Genomic DNA, 15,397 nt, shown 5'->3' on the forward strand with positions numbered 1-15,397 from the left:
GGATTTTCTCCTTCATTCACAGTTCCAGCATGACGCGCACGATAGGTGCCAACGCCGTGCCGATGTTTCGCGTGTTTTCCGCGTCGAGATGGACGCCGTCGAGCGGGGTGGTTTGCGCCACGCTGCCGGCATCGAAGAAGCCGCAGCCGGTCTCGTCGGCAAGGGCCGAGTACTGTGTCGCAAGGTGCTTCGACGCCTCGTCGCCGCCGGCAAACATTTCCTTGAAGTCGGCATTCTCAGTGCGGCTGACCACAGGCGGCGACACGATCAGGATTTGCGGCGCCGGCCAATCGAACGGATAGTCATGACCGCGCACGATATCGATCAACCGGCTGATCCCTTGCTTGGCAGCCACCGGGTTGCCGTGAATCCATGGCTTCATGTCGTTGGCGCCAAGCATGATGACGATCAGGTCGATCGGCGCATGGGTGGTCAGGACAGTCGGCAGCAGCCGCGCCCCATTGCGGTCGGCGCCGGCCAGATGGTCGTCAAAGGCCGTGGTGCGGCCGTTCAGGCCGTCGGCGATAACATACACCCCGGCCCCCAACGCCGCCTGCAGCACGCTTGGCCAGCGGTCCGCCAGCGCATGACGGCCACCTTCGGCGTCATAGCCCCAGGTCAGCGAGTCGCCGTAGCAAAGAACCGTCTTCATGCGCTCACCTGCGTCTTGACCAAACCGCGCCGCACCCGCCAGCGCACGAACAGCCAGTGTATGATGATCGTCGCCAGCCCCGGCAGGCCAAGGCCGATCACGATCGGAACATCACCCTTCACCGCGGTCGAAGTGCTGTCGCTGTAGAGGATCAGCGCCACCAGCAGGACAAGCAGCGCCGCGAAGACGATCAGCGACCACTTTCCAGTCGCATTCACCGCGGCAAGTGGATCGCGCTGAAATTGCGCCACGAAAAAGATGAAGGTCACCACGCAAGTGACCAGCACCGAGGCCATGAAGACGATGATGTACTCTTCCTCGGCACCGGTGGCGACGGCGAGTTCCTGCGCCACCAGCCCACCGGCGAGGCCGGAAATGAGGAAGGCGAAAAAGCTGGTGAAGAATTTCCGCACCGCCCTTTTCCTTCTTAGACCAGCATGCCCATCGGGTTTTCGATGAGGCGCTTGAAGGCGACAAGCAGTTCAGCACCCAGCGCGCCGTCGACGGCACGGTGATCGGTCGACAGCGTCACCGACATCACGGTCGCGATCTTGATCTCGCCGTTCTTCACCACCGCCCGCTCCTCGCCGGCGCCAACGGCCAGGATCGTCGCATGCGGTGGATTGATGACCGCGGCAAAGTCCTTGATGCCGAACATGCCGAGATTGGAAACCGCCGTCGTGCCGCCTTGATACTCTTCCGGCTTCAGCTTGCGGCTGCGCGCACGGCTGGCCAGGTCCTTCATCTCGTTGGAGATCACCGACAGCGTCTTTTCGTCGGCCTTGCGGATGATCGGCGTGATCAGGCCGCCAGGAATGGACACCGCAACGCCGACATCAGCATGCTTGTGCTTGACCATGGCGCCTTCAGTCCATGAGGCATTGGCATCGGGCACCGCCTTCAGTGCCATCGCCATCGCCTTGATGACCATGTCGTTGACCGACAGCTTGTAGGCGGGCGCATCACCCTTTTCGGTCTTCTTCACCGGGGCTGCAGCATTGATCTGCGTGCGCAGCGCCAGCAGCGCGTCGAGCTCACAGTCGAGCGTCAGGTAGAAATGCGGGATGGTTGTCTTGGCCTCGACCAGGCGCCGCGCGATGGTCTTGCGCATATTGTCATGCGGGACAAGCTCGTAGGAGCCGGGCTCGAACAGTTTCAGCACCTGCTCGTCCGACATTGCCTTCGGCACGGCGGCGGGAGTTGCCGGAGCACCGGCAGGCGCCGCCTTCGCGGCTGGTGCCGCCTTGGCGCCGCCACCGGCAATCGCCGCGTCGACATCGGCCTTGACCACACGGCCGTGCGGGCCGGTGCCGGTCATCGCCGACACATCGACGCCAGCGTCCTTGGCGATACGGCGCGCGAGCGGCGACGCAAAGGTGCGCGCGCCACCAGCGTGGCCATTGGCCGCCGGAACGGCTTCGGCCTTGGGCGCCGGTGCGGCGGCAGGCTGCGGGGCTTCAGGCCTGGGCGACTCGGCCTTGGGTGCTTCCGCTTTCGCGGCTTCGGCCTTGGCAGGGGCGGCAGCGCCACCACTCTTTGCAGCCGCGCCAACATCCTCACCGTCGGCGGCGAGCACCGCGATCAGCGCGTTGACCTTGACGCCTTCGGTGCCGGCCGGAACAACCAGCTTGGCGACAACGCCTTCATCGACGGCTTCGACTTCCATCGTCGCCTTATCGGTCTCGATCTCGGCAATGACATCGCCCGGCGAAACCTTGTCGCCCTCTTTCACAAGCCACTTCGACAGGTTGCCCTCTTCCATCGTGGGCGACAGGGCCGGCATGGTGATGTTGATAGGCATCGCTCACTCCTGGATAAATTTGAACAGGCCGCGCATAACGGTCAGCGTGGCGACGACGAACACCGGCGGCAAGACGCCGAAATGGTAGCTGCTCTTGCTCATTTCGAGAACCATCATGCCGCTGCCCTGATCGACTTTGGCCGAGCCGGTGGCAACGATTGCCAGGACCAGCGACGCACAGCCACTCAGCATCAGAAGCACGGCATCGAATCTGCCGGTCATCGCACGTATAAGGCAAGCAATAGCGACCGTCGGAACAATCATTGCAAAAGCCCCGAACGATGCCATCGGCGCTGCCTCCTAGCGATACGTGACCGCTTTGACCGCCTCGATGACCTCGCCGACATTGGGCAGCGCCACCTTTTCGAGGTTCGCCGCATAAGGCATCGGCACGTCCTTGCCGGCAATGGTTATGACTGGCGCGTCAAGGAAATCGAAGGCGCGTTGCGAGACCTGGTTGGCGATATGGTCGCCGACCGAGCTTTGCGGATAACCTTCTTCCACGACGATCAGGCGGTTGGTCTTCTTCACCGAGGTGATGATCGTATCCAAATCAAGCGGACGGATCGTGCGCAGGTCGATGATCTCGACATCGATGCCCATGGCGCGCAGCTCGGCTTCCGCCTTCACCGCATAGGTCATGCCGATGCCGAAGGAGACGATGGTGACGTCCTTGCCGGTCTTGTGGACACGCGCCTTGCCGATCGGCAGCACGAAATCATCCATCTTTGGCACATCGAAGGATTGGCCGTAGAGGATCTCATTCTCAAGGAAGATAATCGGGTTCGGATCGCGGATCGCGGCCTTGAGCAAGCCCTTGGCGTCAGCTGCCGTATACGGCATCACCACCTTCAGACCGGGGATGTGGCTGTACCAGGCAGCGTAGCACTGTGAATGCTGGGCGGCGACGCGAGCGGCGGCGCCGTTTGGTCCACGAAACACGATCGGCGCGCCCATCTGGCCGCCCGACATGTAAAGCGTCTTGGCGGCCGAGTTGATGATCTGGTCGATCGCCTGCATGGCGAAGTTGAAGGTCATGAATTCGACAATCGGACGAAGACCAGCCATTGCCGCGCCGACGCCGACGCCGGCAAAGCCATGCTCGGTGATCGGCGTATCGACGACGCGGCGCGGGCCAAACTCCTGCAGCAGGCCTTGCGTGATCTTGTAGGCGCCCTGGTACTCGGCGACTTCCTCACCCATGACGAAGACGTCGCCGTCACGGCGCATTTCCTCGGCCATCGCATCGCGCAGTGCTTCGCGCACGGTGGTCGAGACCATTTCGGTACCGGCCGGAATGTCCGGATCGGCTGCGATGTCCGCCTTGGGTGCGGCGGCAACCGGTGCTGATGCCGGCTTTACGGCGGCTGTCTTTTCCTCGGCGGGAGCTTCCACCTTCGCTGGCGCTTCAGCCTTTGCAGGTGCCGCCGACTTGCCGATATCGGCAGCGCTTTCGCCATCCTGCAACAGCACGGCGATCGGCGTGTTGACCTTCACGCCTTCGGTGCCGGCGGCAATCAGGATCTTGCCCAGCGTGCCTTCGTCGACGGCTTCGACTTCCATCGTCGCCTTGTCGGTTTCGATCTCGGCGATCACATCACCGGCGACAACCTTGTCGCCCTCGTTCTTCAACCACTTGGAAAGATTGCCCTCTTCCATCGTCGGCGAGAGAGCGGGCATGAGAATTTCGATCGGCATGTCCTAGCCCTCTCGTTACAATACGATGTCGGTCCAGAGCTCGGACGGATCCGGCTCTGCGTCGTTCTGGGCAAATTCGGCGGCATCGGCGACGATGTCGCGAACCTCCTTGTCGATGGTCTTCAACTCGTCCTCGGTCGCCCATTTCTTCTCGGTCAGCCGCGCCTTGACCTGCTCGATCGGGTCATGTTCGGAGCGCATCTTCTGCACTTCTTCCTTGGAGCGGTATTTCGCCGGATCGGACATCGAATGACCGCGATAGCGGTATGTCTGCATCTCGAGGATCAGCGGGCCGTTGCCGGCACGGCACCATTCGGTGGCGAGATCGCCGGCGGCCTTCACCGCGCGCACATCCATGCCGTCGACCTGGATGCCGGGGATCTTGAAGGAGGCACCACGATGCGAAAAGTCGGTCTCGGCCGACGAGCGCGATACCGACGTGCCCATGGCGTAGCGGTTGTTCTCGATGATGTAGATCACCGGCAGCTTCCACAGCGAGGCCATGTTGAAGCTTTCATAGACCTGGCCCTGATTGGCGGCGCCATCGCCGAAATAGGTCAGCGACACGTTGTTGTTGTCACGGTAGCGGTTGGCAAAGGCCAACCCGGTGCCGAGCGACACCTGCGCGCCGACAATGCCGTGGCCGCCGTAAAAATGCTTCTCCTTGGAGAACATGTGCATGGAGCCACCCTTGCCGCGCGACAAGCCGCCCCGGCGTCCGGTGAGTTCGGCCATGACGCCGCGCGGCGACAGTTCCATCGCCAGCATGTGGCCGTGGTCGCGATAGGCTGTGATCATCTGGTCACCGTCGACCAGCGCCATCTTCATGCCGGTGACAACAGCTTCCTGGCCGATATAGAGATGACAGAAACCGCCGATGAAACCCATGCCATAGAGCTGGCCGGCCTTTTCCTCGAAGCGGCGGATGAGCAGCATGTGCCGGTAGGCGGCAAGCTCCTCGTCCTTGGTGAATTCCGAAGGCTTGGGAGCCGAAATCCCCGACGATTTGCCATCCGATTTGGATTTGGCAGGCGCTTTTTTGGCGGCGGTGGCCATGCATCACTCCCTGTTGGCGTCTCTTTGCGGACATTGAGCAGATGAAATCTGCTCCGGGGAGATCAGCTCCTCCCCACCGATTTATGGGAGGCTAACACGCTGGAAAGCGTTCCGCCATGCCGAAATTGCATAGCTGACATGCGTCTAAGCAGTTAAAATCATTGAAAATATTGGTGATTAACTGGAAACCGGTTACTTTACCGAAGCCGGCAGCATGATGGTGATTTCGTCCGCCTGGGACACATTGAGCGCCCTGCGGGCCTGCTCGTCGAGCATGTCCTTCTCCAGCGTGCCGTCATGCATGAGCCGGACACGCCGCTCAAGTTCCACGCGGCGCGCCTTGACGGCATCGAGTTCGCCCTGCAGCTCGGCCGTCTGCGCTTCCAGCCGGTATTTGGAATAGATGCCGAATTCGCCGTGATAGGCATGGAAGCCGAAATAGGCCAAAAACGCCACGCAAAGCGATGGAATGATCAGCCGGCCGGTGTTTCTCTGCTTGTGCTGGCGCGTCCACATGACTCGGCTCCTCGCGGCCGCGAACTCATACGGCCCAGGATGTTTTTCGCCTGATTGTGCTTAACGGACGGTTACGGACGATGCGCGTGGCGGGGCCTCAAATGAAAAAGGGCGGGGATACCCCGCCCTTTTCGCATATGGATTGTCGCAAGGATCAGCCCTTGACCACCGACTTGCCGGCGTACTGCGCCTGCTTGCCGAGCTGTTCCTCGATGCGGATCAGCTGGTTGTACTTCGCCATGCGGTCCGAGCGCGACAGCGAGCCGGTCTTGATCTGTCCGCAATTGGTGGCGACTGCGAGATCGGCAATGGTGGAATCTTCCGTCTCGCCCGAGCGATGCGACATGACGGCGGTGTAGCCGGCCTTGTGCGCGGTCTCGACGGCGTCGAGCGTTTCGGTCAGCGAACCGATCTGGTTGACCTTGACAAGGATCGAGTTGGCGACGCCCATGCGGATGCCGTCGCGCAGGCGCGCCGTGTTGGTGACGAACAGGTCGTCGCCGACCAGCTGGGTCTTCTTGCCGATCAGGTCGGTCAGGTACTTCCAGCCTTCCCAGTCGTCCTCGGCTAGGCCGTCCTCGATCGAGATGATCGGATAGTCGGCAGCGAGCTTGGCCAGGTATTTGGCCTGCGCCTTCGGGTCACGGGTCTTCTTCTCGCCTTCATAGACGTAGTTGCCGTCCTTGAAGAATTCGGTGGCGGCGCAATCAAGGCCAAGCGCGATTTCCTCGCCCGGCTTGAAGCCGGCCTTCTCGATCGATTCCATGATGAAATCGAGCGCCACCGGTGCGCTTTTCAGGTTCGGCGCAAAGCCGCCCTCGTCGCCGACATTGGTGTTGTGGCCGGCATCCTTCAGCTTCTTGCGGAGCGTGTGGAAGATTTCGGAGCCCCAGCGAACGCCTTCGCGCAGCGTCGGCGCGCCGATCGGCAGGATCATGAACTCCTGGAAATCGATCGGGTTGTCGGCGTGGGCACCGCCATTGATGATGTTCATCATCGGCACAGGCAGGACATGCGCCTTGGTGCCGCCCACATAGCGATAGAGCGGCAGGCCGGCAGCGTCCGCAGCGGCCTTGGCCACCGCCAGCGAGACGCCCAGAATGGCGTTGGCGCCGAGCCGGCTCTTGTTGGGAGTACCATCGAGCTCGATCATGGTCTGGTCGATGTGGATCTGGTTTTCGGCTTCCATGCCACCGATCGCCTCGAACAGCTCGCCATTCACGGCTTCGACGGCGCGCAGCACGCCCTTGCCGAGATAACGGGCGCCACCGTCGCGGAGCTCAACCGCCTCATGGGCGCCTGTCGATGCGCCCGAAGGCACCGCGGCCCGACCCATCGAGCCGTCCTCGAGTATGACATCGACCTCGACAGTCGGATTTCCACGGCTGTCCAGGATTTCACGCCCTACAATGTCGATGATGGCGGTCATTGCGATGTCCCCAATTGATCTGACGAAGCGTCGCGCACGTCTTAGCCAAAGCGCTGCAAAAGGCAATCGGGGCGCTCGCAAATAGTGCCGCGAGACCGATTAACGAAACGCAAATTTCTGTCATCATAAGTCATGCACGCCATCGTCGTTTCTGGTCTATGATTGCAGCCGCGCGGGGCGAAACAGGAGGAGTTTCGCCATGTCCCAGTTAAGCGGTATTGTGAGTTTGTTCCTGATCGCGGCGGCGTTCCTGACGTCGTGCGACAGTCAGCAGCCGCCAAAGGCAACAGCGCTGCCTGCCTTGAACAGCAGCGAATAGGCACCGCTGAAAACGAACAGGCCTGGCTCGCCGCCAGCTTAGGCGAGTTCGCCCAGATGGCGGCGGACCCATTTCATCTCTTCCGACGCCGTGCGCCCGAAATGCCGTTTGAAATCGCGGCTGAATTGAGCCGTGCTCGCGTAGCCGACTGAAGCGGCGGCCTCTGCGATCGTCCTGTTCTGGCGTACTATCATCAATCTTGCTTCGTGCAGCCGCATCGCTTTCACGTACTGCATTGGACTGGTGCCGGTCAGGTCCTTGAAGTGGACATGGTAGGAGGGAACGCTCATGCCCACTTTTCTTGCCAGATCAGCGATCGAAATTTCAGAGCCATAGTTTTCTCGCAACCAGGCGAGGCTCCGGATAACCCTTCCGGATGTGCCTTTCTGTTGCAGCGCCGCGATCATTGCGCCGCCCTGCGGGCCGACCAGCACCCGGTAGTGCAGTTCGCGCAGAATGCCGGCGCCAAGAACGGCAATTTCAACGGGGCTGCGAAGCGCCATCAGGAGGCGTAGCAGGACATCCTCGATTTCGGCGGCCATCCTGCTTGACGTGAGACCTCGTGGCTTGCCGCTTGCCAGTTCGGCATGCATCTCCACTTGCATGGCGATCTCGGCTGCCATCTGCATATCGAACTCGACATAGACCGCAAGCAATGGCCGCTCCGGACTGGCCGTCGACGTCATGCGGAATGAAACGGGCACCGAAACCGCCAGGTAGTGTTGTTCGTCGTAGCGGTAGATTTCTCCCTCAAGGAGGCCTTGCTTGCTTCCCTGTAACACGAACACCGCGCCCGGCTTGTAGAGGACCGGGATGTCGTGAAGCACGGCTTCCGTCCGCAGTATGCGGACGCAATTGAGCGCGGTCGGGTTGTAGCCGCGACGAGGGGCGAGCGTCCCGGCCAACGCGACCAGCTCGCCTCGCCCGGATCGTTCGCTTTTGGCGTCAATAGGAATTGGCAACATATTCAGAGAATCTACAATCGAACTGCGGCTTTCCTCATACTATTTGTCAATCCGTTACAATCAAGGAAAGCTTGCGGATTATGTCACAGAAGACCTTCTTCATCACCGGCGCGAATTCTGGCTTTGGCCTGGCCATAGCTTCCGCGGCCATCCAGATGGGCCATAGGGTGATTGGCACCGTTCGCTCGGAGATATCGCGAGCAGCGCTCACCGACGCTCTCCCCTCAGTTCGCTCAGTCCTCTGCGACGTAACTGATTTCGACATCATACCTGAGGTCGTCAGGCAGGCAGAGAACGAACATGGATCGGTTGACGTGTTGATCAACAATGCCGGCTATGGCCACGAGGGAGTGCTTGAGGAGTCGCCGATCGAAGAGATGCGTCGTCAGTTCGATGTGAACGTCTTCGGCGCTGTCGCTGTCGCCAAGGCCTTCCTTCCCCGGTTCCGCGAGCGGCGCCGCGGGTTCATCGTCAATGTCACATCGATGGGCGGCATGATTACCATGCCGGGCATCGCCTACTATTGCGGCAGCAAGTTTGCGCTCCAAGGCATATCGGAAGTGATGCGCTCGGAAATGGCGCCGTTCGGTGTCCACGTGACCACGGTCTGCCCCGGCTCATTCCGGACGGACTGGGCCGGACGCTCGATGGTCCGCACAGAAAGGTCCATCGCCGACTACGACGCACTTTTTGATCCGATACGTGAGGCGCGACAGGCAAAAAGCGGCAAGCAGCTCGGCGACCCCAACAAACTGGCAACCGCCGTTTTAGGCCTGGTCGAATCCGACAACCCGCCGCCTCAGCTCCTGCTTGGCAGCGATGCCCTCACGCATGTCTCGGACAGAATCGAGCGTCTTCAGCAGGAGATCGAGCTGTGGAAATCTGTCACGGTCTCGACCGATGGCTGATTGAATTGGGCGATCGCTCCAGTGTGTCCTGTCTGGGTTGTCGCCATATCGCTCCTCATTGTCGTTGACTTGGACTTTGACAATGAGAGGAGCCCCTGACCGTTCCCGGGTTTTGTCGCTCACTCCGCGAGGATGAAGGTTACCTTCATGTTGACACGGTAAGCCGCGATCTTGCCGTCCTCGACGACGATCTTCTGGTCCTGAATCCAGGCGCCTTCGACATTCTTGAGAGTTTTGGACGCGCGCATAATTCCCTTTTCGATGGCGTCCTGAAAGCTCTTCTTCGACGACGACGTGATTTCGGTGACACGGGCAACAGACATGGCTTCCTCCTGCCAAAACGCTCATTTGCCGGCCAAGCGTACAGCCGGCTTCCATCGATCACAAGCGCCGGCAACCTGGAGCCATTGTCACGCGGCCACCCTGCATGGCATTGAGGGAACGTGCGGTCGTTTGACGAGGCAGCAGTGGCCCGAAGGCGTAGTCAGCGGCCAGTTGTGGTGGAGCCCGCGGAACCTGTGGTCGACGCCAACGCGGCGAATGCGTCGAGTGGCTATTTCTTTGCCGGCGGCATGGGGGTGATCGCGGTTCTGATCCCCTGGTATTTCGAGCTGCCGCTCAATTTCGACGTTACCGACCGTGAATTCAATCCGTTGGCATTTGTCCCGGTCGTCTTCGCCGTCATCGGGCTTTACGCATTGCTGAAAGCGATCCGCGACACGCTGCGCGTGCGCAAGTTCGGCGCCACGACGCTTCACGCCGGCGCGGCAAGACCTGGCGGCCGGTTTGAAGGCATGCTCCGGTCGAGCCGCGATCTGGCTCCCTCCGGCGACTACACGGTCAAATTGCGATGCATCCGCACCTACCGGGTGGGCGGGCCGATCGTGAATACAGCCGGGGGAGAGAAGTCGACTTACAGGGAAGAAATCAAATACGAGGAAAAGCTGGCCGTCCCGCGTGGTTCGGTGCAGTCGAGCGTCGGCATCCCCTTCGCCTTCGCGATCCCCGCCGATGCGCCTCCCTCGGTCGGCCCACCGGTATACGAACGCCGGCATGGCAATGTACGCTGGATCCTGACAGTCACCGCGCCGATGCCGGGTGTCGACTACTACGCCGTTTTCGCGATCGACATGAGGCGGTAAGCCGGAACAACCGATGCGCCGTCAGCTCTTCGCGATGCGGTCGAAAGCCATCAAGCGCTCGAGCAATGCCGGCATGTCCTTCAACGGCACCATGTTGGGGCCGTCAGACGACGTCGAATTGTCGGGGTCCTGATGAGTCTCGATGAAGACGCCGGCAACGCCAACGGCAACGGCCGCGCGGGCCAGCGTCTCGACAAAGCGGCGCTCGCCGCCTGAAGAACCGCCCTGCCCGCCCGGCTGCTGCACCGAATGGGTGGCGTCGAAAATGACCGGTGCGCCGATCTCGGCCATGATGGGCAGCGCACGCATGTCGGAGACCAGCGTGTTATAGCCGAAGGACGCGCCACGCTCTGTAACCAGAACATTGGCGTTGCCGGAGCCGGTGATCTTGGCGACGACGTTCTTCATGTCCCAGGGGGCGAGAAACTGGCCCTTCTTCACATTGATGATCTTGCCGGTTTTCGCGGCGGCGACCAGCATATCGGTCTGGCGCGAGAGAAAGGCCGGGATCTGCAAGATATCGACATGTGGGGCGACGATCGCGCACTGTTCCTCGGTATGGACGTCGGTCAGCACCGGGAGCGAGAATTCCTTGCGCAAATCGTCGAAGACCGGCAGCGCCGCCTCCAACCCGGCGCCTCGGGTGGCCGACAGCGAGGTACGATTGGCCTTGTCGTAGCTCGTCTTGTAGACGAGGCCGATGCCGAGCTTTTGCGTCAGTTCTTTCAGCGCGCCGGCCATGTCGAAGGCGTGCTGGCGCGATTCAAACTGGCAAGGACCAGCGATCAGCGACAATGGCGCGGTGTTGTCAAAGACGACATTGCCGACAGTCACGGACGAATTGGGCTTGCTCATCTGGTCTCCTGGAAAACAAAGGCGGCGCCCTGTCCGGGTGCCGGCCGCACGATAATGCCATTGCCGCGTATATCGTGGTTGATGGCATTGGCTGCAAGCAGCCTCGAAAGCGCGTCAATACTGCGGACTGAAAACACGATCGCGGCAAACCGGAATTTCGATGGCATGCCGGTCGCTAGGCCGAAACGCGCTTCAAAGGCCTCGGGGTCCAGCAGTGTCAATGTGGCATTCGGCAAGTGAAATATCGTGCCGCTCTGTTCCACCGCGCCCGTGGCGATCGACACGAGGCGACTCTGCGTGGCAGGCGCGTCGCTGACGGCTATGATTTCGACCATCCCTTCGGCGCCATTGGCATGGGCCTGCAGCGCCGTGCGGTCCACTTTCGGGGCGTTGACCCGCTCGCAGGCAAACAGAAAAGCATCCGCCTGCGTGTCATTGGCTGCGAAGGCAAGTTTGAACGATGCGATATCGCTCTTTCCGGAGGGATCGGCGAAAGCGCGCGAAAAGCTGAGTATCTCTCCTGCCGAGATTCCAGCTTCGGCATAACGTGCATGGTCCGAATCGGCGCTGTCAGTACCCAGAACCAGTGCGGAGAACCCTTCGTCGCCTCGGCTGTCGCGATAGGTGCGGTCGCGTGCCACGAAGACGTTTCCGTTGGCGATGGCCGCCATCGCCGCGTGCTCGTCGCCGACGGCCAGCGGTTCAAGATAGGTGCCGTCCGAGAGGAAGACGCAGCAGTTTTCGGTGCCGAAAGGATGAACCCCAGTCGGTGCAACGATAAAGCCAAGCGCGGCGAGCCTGGCACGCGCCGTATCCAGGTTCTGCGTCGGCAGCACCAGATGATCAAGCGGATGGGTGCCGGTGGTTCTTGTACGGGTCATCCGGCGCGATGTGCATCATTCCGCAAAGCGGTTCAAGGCTTGATCGCCATCTCCGGCCTCTGCGGCACAGCAACAGCCTTCGAAGCAATCTCGGCGCTGGATCAGCTTCCGGCTACCACATCTGCCGAATAGCGCAGTTCGCGCAATGGTTTGACGTGGCTTGTGGTCTTTGCGTAGAGCGGATGCGCCTTGTAGGCGGCCAGGGCCGCATCATCGGCGAACTCGGCATAGACAACCACGTCGATCGCGTCCGAGAGTGGATCGACCTTGGTGTTGTAAGTCACCTCGAACAGACTGGAATGGGGGATGCCGCCGAGCGCGAGCAGGCCGGTGCGCACTGCCTCTATATCCTCATTACGCCGCGCGCTGAAGAAAACGATATGCCGGATCAACCCAGCCTCCTCGATCAAATATGCCGGGGTCTTTTGTTACGGCGATACGGTCGCGTCAACCGTCCACAACGCCGCGCTTCCGTTGGCCGCACAGGTGTCGAATGCGGGCTTCAGTGCGAGGATTCGCCGGGGGAAAGGCCGCTCGGCCTTACTTGCCCGTGATGTAATGGATGGCGTGAGTCGTCTGCCTCACCGCGAGATCAAGATAGCGGCCCTGATTATAGAGCCCGTCCCAGATCAGGAAGAAAGCGATGGCGGAGATGACGATTACATAACGCATGGCTAAAGCTATCGCATCAGGATGGCCGCGGCCATAGAATTCCAATGCCGGCTGGCGTCCATCCCACAATCTTTCTGGCCAAGCCGCATCTGTTGGCCTGGGCCCGTTCTGGAAGCCGGCTTCGACACGCCGAGAGACATTTTGTCCGCATCAAGCGTGAAACTCGGCGTCGATTGCCCCGTACCTCTTCATTGACCACCGCATGCCGCTTCAACAGCGCCATGACAGCCAAAAAGTCGATGCAAGGGGACCAGATGAACATCGTGCCTATCAACCGCGGCAAAGACGGCGGCAGAAAAAAGATCGCGGTCATTGGATCGGGAATTTCAGGAGCCGCAGCCGCCTGGGCACTTCATCCATCAGCCGATGTCACCTTGTTTGAAGCATCGGCCCGCCCAGGCGGGCACACTGCCACCGTAGACATCGACTATGACGGCGCGCCAGTCTCGGTGGACACCGGCTTCATCGTTTACAACGAACTTGCCTACCCGGACCTCACCGCGCTGTTTTCGAATCTGGGCGTCGCCACGCATGAAAGCGATATGGGGTTTTCGCTGTCGCTGGACGGTGGCAAGCTCGAATGGTGCGGTTCGACGCTGCGCACGATATTTGCCCAGAAACGCAATTTCTTCTCGCCCGGCTTTCTATGGATGCTGCGCGAAATCCTGCGGTTCAACAAGGAATGCGTCGTTGACCGCGACAGTGGCACTCTCGGACATATCACGATCGGCGATTACCTGGAGAAGAAGCGCTACTCGGCTGTATTCCGCGACAACTATCTGATGCCGATGGCGGCCGCGATCTGGTCGACACCACGGGCCAGGATGCTGGATTACCCGGCGTCGAGTTTCATCTCCTTTTTCGAAAACCACCGCCTCATCCACAGCGAACGTCCGGCATGGCGGACAGTGAGCGGTGGCTCAAAAAACTATCTGCAGAAGCTGCTGGCGCCGCTCGGTTCGCGCCTGAAACTTTCCGCACCAGTCAAAACCATGGTTCGCGACGCCTTCGGCATCACTGTTTGGGCCGGCGACATGCCGCCCGACCGTTTCGACAATGTCATCATCGCCACCCATAGCGATCAGGCGCTTGCCATGCTGGGTGATGCTTCAAGCGTTGAGGAGACGATCCTTTCGGCGATCCCCTATCGGCCAAACCGGGTAATCCTGCATCGCGATCCGCGGCTTATGCCGAAACGCAGCGCTGCCTGGTCGGCATGGAACTATCTGCGTTCGTCCTGCGACCGCAACGAGACGGAAGTATCCGTGACATACTGGATGAATCGCCTGCAAGGCATCGACGAGAACAAGCCATTGTTTGTTTCGCTCAATCCGGTCGTCGAGCCGCGTGAAGAACTGGTGTTTGGCGAATGGGTTTTCGACCATCCCCAATATGACGCCCGCGCCTTGTCGGCCCAGGCGCGCCTCGACGACATCCAGGGCGTGCGCGGTACGTATTTTGCCGGAGCGTGGACAGGGCACGGCTTTCACGAAGATGGGCTGCGTTCGGGCCTCGACGCCGCGATCGCACTTGGTGCGACCGTGCCGTGGCGAACCGCAAGCGCATTGCCCGAACTTGCGCTGGCCGCCGAATAGCAAAAACAACCGCGATGACCAGACAACGCATTTCGACAATGACGGAAAACGGACCGCCGCCGCAGGCGGCAGGTGTGCTTTACCCGGGCGACGTCATGCATGCACGGCTGAAACCGTTCGGCCATCGTTTCGTCTATTCGGTCTTTTCGCTGCTCGTCGATATCGACAGACTATCTGAACTGGGGCGCATGACGTGGTTGTTGCGGGTCAACAGACGCGGCCTCTCCTCATTTCATGAGAGCGATCATGTCGAGCGGCCAGGCGAGACCTTGCGGAATTTCGCGGACCGGCTGCTCGCTGGTGCCGGCCTGACAAAACCCGCGGCGCGCATCCTGCTGCTCGCCTACCCCCGCATCTTCGGCTACGCCTTCAATCCGATCTCGGTCTATTTCTGCTATGATGATGCCGGCGTGCTGATCGCCATGATCTACGCCGTGCGCAATACGTTTGGCGAGCGGCACAGTTATGTCGCTCCGATCGAACCCGGCGACCTCAGTTCGGCCGGGGTGCGCCAGACCAGGACAAAGATCTTTCACGTCTCCCCTTTCATCGACATGGGCGCGCGCTACCACTTCCATATATTGCCCCCAGGTAAGGTGGTGCGCCTGCGTATTCATGAGACGGAAAAGGGCGAACCGCTGCTATCCGCTACCTTTGCAGGCGAAGGTCAACCGCTTGGCACAGCCCAGCTTGCGACTTGCCTCTTGAAGTTCCCACTGATGACGTGGAAGATTGTGGCGGGAATTCACTGGGAAGCGTTGAAGCTCTGGTTAAAGGGTGCACGCTTTCGTTCGAGCCCGCCCGCGCCCGAATCGGCCAGCTATCGGGACCATGGAGCGGCGTTCGAACCTGGCGAATGACTGCGAGAGGGTGTGGAGTTTGGCAGGTTTAATTGCCGGCCCCGCAAA

18 protein-coding genes are annotated in these 15,397 nt (G+C 60.7%); 4 read left to right on the forward strand and 14 right to left on the reverse strand.

Annotation, left to right across the window (positions count from 1 at the left end; all coding sequences use genetic code 11):
- Positions 1–16 precede the first annotated feature (16 nt).
- The 9 genes from GA829_RS22490 to GA829_RS22530 all read right to left on the reverse strand — a co-directional run bounded on the left by GA829_RS22490 (position 17) and on the right by GA829_RS22530 (position 8,436).
- Complete coding sequence (locus GA829_RS22490; RefSeq protein ID WP_195174830.1) at positions 17–652, reverse strand: SGNH/GDSL hydrolase family protein; 636 nt, start codon at positions 650–652, stop codon at positions 17–19.
- Positions 649–1,065, reverse strand: coding sequence for a hypothetical protein (locus GA829_RS22495; RefSeq protein ID WP_195174831.1), 417 nt, complete (start codon positions 1,063–1,065; stop codon positions 649–651). Before GA829_RS22495 ends, GA829_RS22490 begins: the two co-directional genes overlap by 4 nt.
- Positions 1,066–1,079: 14 nt before the next feature.
- On the reverse strand, positions 1,080–2,453 hold the full coding sequence (locus GA829_RS22500; RefSeq protein ID WP_195174832.1) for a pyruvate dehydrogenase complex dihydrolipoamide acetyltransferase: 1,374 nt from the start codon (positions 2,451–2,453) through the stop codon (positions 1,080–1,082).
- 3 nt (positions 2,454–2,456) lie between these two features.
- Positions 2,457–2,675 carry a hypothetical protein gene (locus GA829_RS22505; protein ID WP_195174833.1) on the reverse strand — a complete coding sequence of 73 codons (219 nt, stop codon included), beginning with the start codon at positions 2,673–2,675 and terminating at the stop codon, positions 2,457–2,459.
- 78 nt (positions 2,676–2,753) lie between these two features.
- Entirely contained in the window at positions 2,754–4,151 is a 1,398-nt protein-coding gene (locus GA829_RS22510; protein WP_195174834.1) for a pyruvate dehydrogenase complex E1 component subunit beta, read from the reverse strand.
- A gap of 15 nt (positions 4,152–4,166) precedes the next feature.
- Positions 4,167–5,207: a pyruvate dehydrogenase (acetyl-transferring) E1 component subunit alpha gene (gene pdhA, locus GA829_RS22515; RefSeq protein ID WP_195174835.1), complete on the reverse strand. Its 1,041-nt coding sequence runs from the start codon at positions 5,205–5,207 to the stop codon at positions 4,167–4,169.
- 192 nt (positions 5,208–5,399) lie between these two features.
- Positions 5,400–5,723, reverse strand: coding sequence for an FtsB family cell division protein (locus GA829_RS22520; protein WP_195174836.1), 324 nt, complete (start codon positions 5,721–5,723; stop codon positions 5,400–5,402).
- Between the two features lie 154 nt (positions 5,724–5,877).
- Positions 5,878–7,152, reverse strand: coding sequence for a phosphopyruvate hydratase (gene eno / locus GA829_RS22525; protein ID WP_195174837.1), 1,275 nt, complete (start codon positions 7,150–7,152; stop codon positions 5,878–5,880).
- A 357-nt stretch (positions 7,153–7,509) separates the two neighbouring features.
- The gene (locus GA829_RS22530) at positions 7,510–8,436 is read right to left on the reverse strand and encodes an AraC family transcriptional regulator (protein ID WP_195174838.1); all 927 of its coding nucleotides are present in this window, start codon (positions 8,434–8,436) and stop codon (positions 7,510–7,512) included.
- Positions 8,437–8,516: 80 nt separating this feature from the next.
- Between GA829_RS22530 and GA829_RS22535 the strand changes: the two genes are divergently transcribed.
- Positions 8,517–9,344, forward strand: coding sequence for an oxidoreductase (locus tag GA829_RS22535; RefSeq protein WP_195179775.1), 828 nt, complete (start codon positions 8,517–8,519; stop codon positions 9,342–9,344).
- Positions 9,345–9,463: 119 nt separating this feature from the next.
- Here the strand turns inward: GA829_RS22535 and GA829_RS22540 are convergent, their stop codons facing one another.
- On the reverse strand, positions 9,464–9,667 hold the full coding sequence (locus GA829_RS22540; protein WP_195174839.1) for a dodecin family protein: 204 nt from the start codon (positions 9,665–9,667) through the stop codon (positions 9,464–9,466).
- Positions 9,668–9,862: 195 nt separating this feature from the next.
- On the opposite strand from GA829_RS22540, the gene GA829_RS22545 reads away from it, so the two are divergent.
- Entirely contained in the window at positions 9,863–10,486 is a 624-nt protein-coding gene (locus GA829_RS22545) for a vacuolar protein sorting-associated family 26 protein (protein WP_195174840.1), read from the forward strand.
- A 21-nt stretch (positions 10,487–10,507) separates the two neighbouring features.
- On the opposite strand, the gene kdsA is transcribed toward GA829_RS22545, so the two are convergent.
- From kdsA to GA829_RS36835, 4 genes are all read right to left on the reverse strand, one after another.
- A complete protein-coding gene (kdsA, locus tag GA829_RS22550) occupies positions 10,508–11,341 on the reverse strand; it encodes a 3-deoxy-8-phosphooctulonate synthase (protein WP_195174841.1) in 834 nt (277 codons plus the stop codon).
- The gene (locus GA829_RS22555) at positions 11,338–12,222 is read right to left on the reverse strand and encodes a VOC family protein (RefSeq protein WP_195174842.1); all 885 of its coding nucleotides are present in this window, start codon (positions 12,220–12,222) and stop codon (positions 11,338–11,340) included. Before GA829_RS22555 ends, kdsA begins: the two co-directional genes overlap by 4 nt.
- A 101-nt stretch (positions 12,223–12,323) precedes the next feature.
- Positions 12,324–12,614 carry a Dabb family protein gene (locus GA829_RS22560; RefSeq protein WP_195174843.1) on the reverse strand — a complete coding sequence of 97 codons (291 nt, stop codon included), beginning with the start codon at positions 12,612–12,614 and terminating at the stop codon, positions 12,324–12,326.
- Positions 12,615–12,762: 148 nt separating this feature from the next.
- Positions 12,763–12,894 (reverse strand): hypothetical protein, encoded by a 132-nt coding sequence (locus tag GA829_RS36835; RefSeq protein WP_258051835.1) that lies wholly within the window; start codon positions 12,892–12,894, stop codon positions 12,763–12,765.
- Between the two features lie 254 nt (positions 12,895–13,148).
- Between GA829_RS36835 and GA829_RS22565 the strand changes: the two genes are divergently transcribed.
- A complete protein-coding gene (locus GA829_RS22565) occupies positions 13,149–14,489 on the forward strand; it encodes an NAD(P)/FAD-dependent oxidoreductase (protein ID WP_195174844.1) in 1,341 nt (446 codons plus the stop codon).
- 14 nt (positions 14,490–14,503) lie between these two features.
- A complete protein-coding gene (locus tag GA829_RS22570) occupies positions 14,504–15,349 on the forward strand; it encodes a DUF1365 domain-containing protein (protein ID WP_195174845.1) in 846 nt (281 codons plus the stop codon).
- The last annotated feature ends 48 nt before the right edge of the window (positions 15,350–15,397 follow it).

This window comes from Mesorhizobium sp. INR15 (assembly GCF_015500075.1).
Classification (GTDB): Bacteria; Pseudomonadota; Alphaproteobacteria; order Rhizobiales; family Rhizobiaceae; genus Mesorhizobium.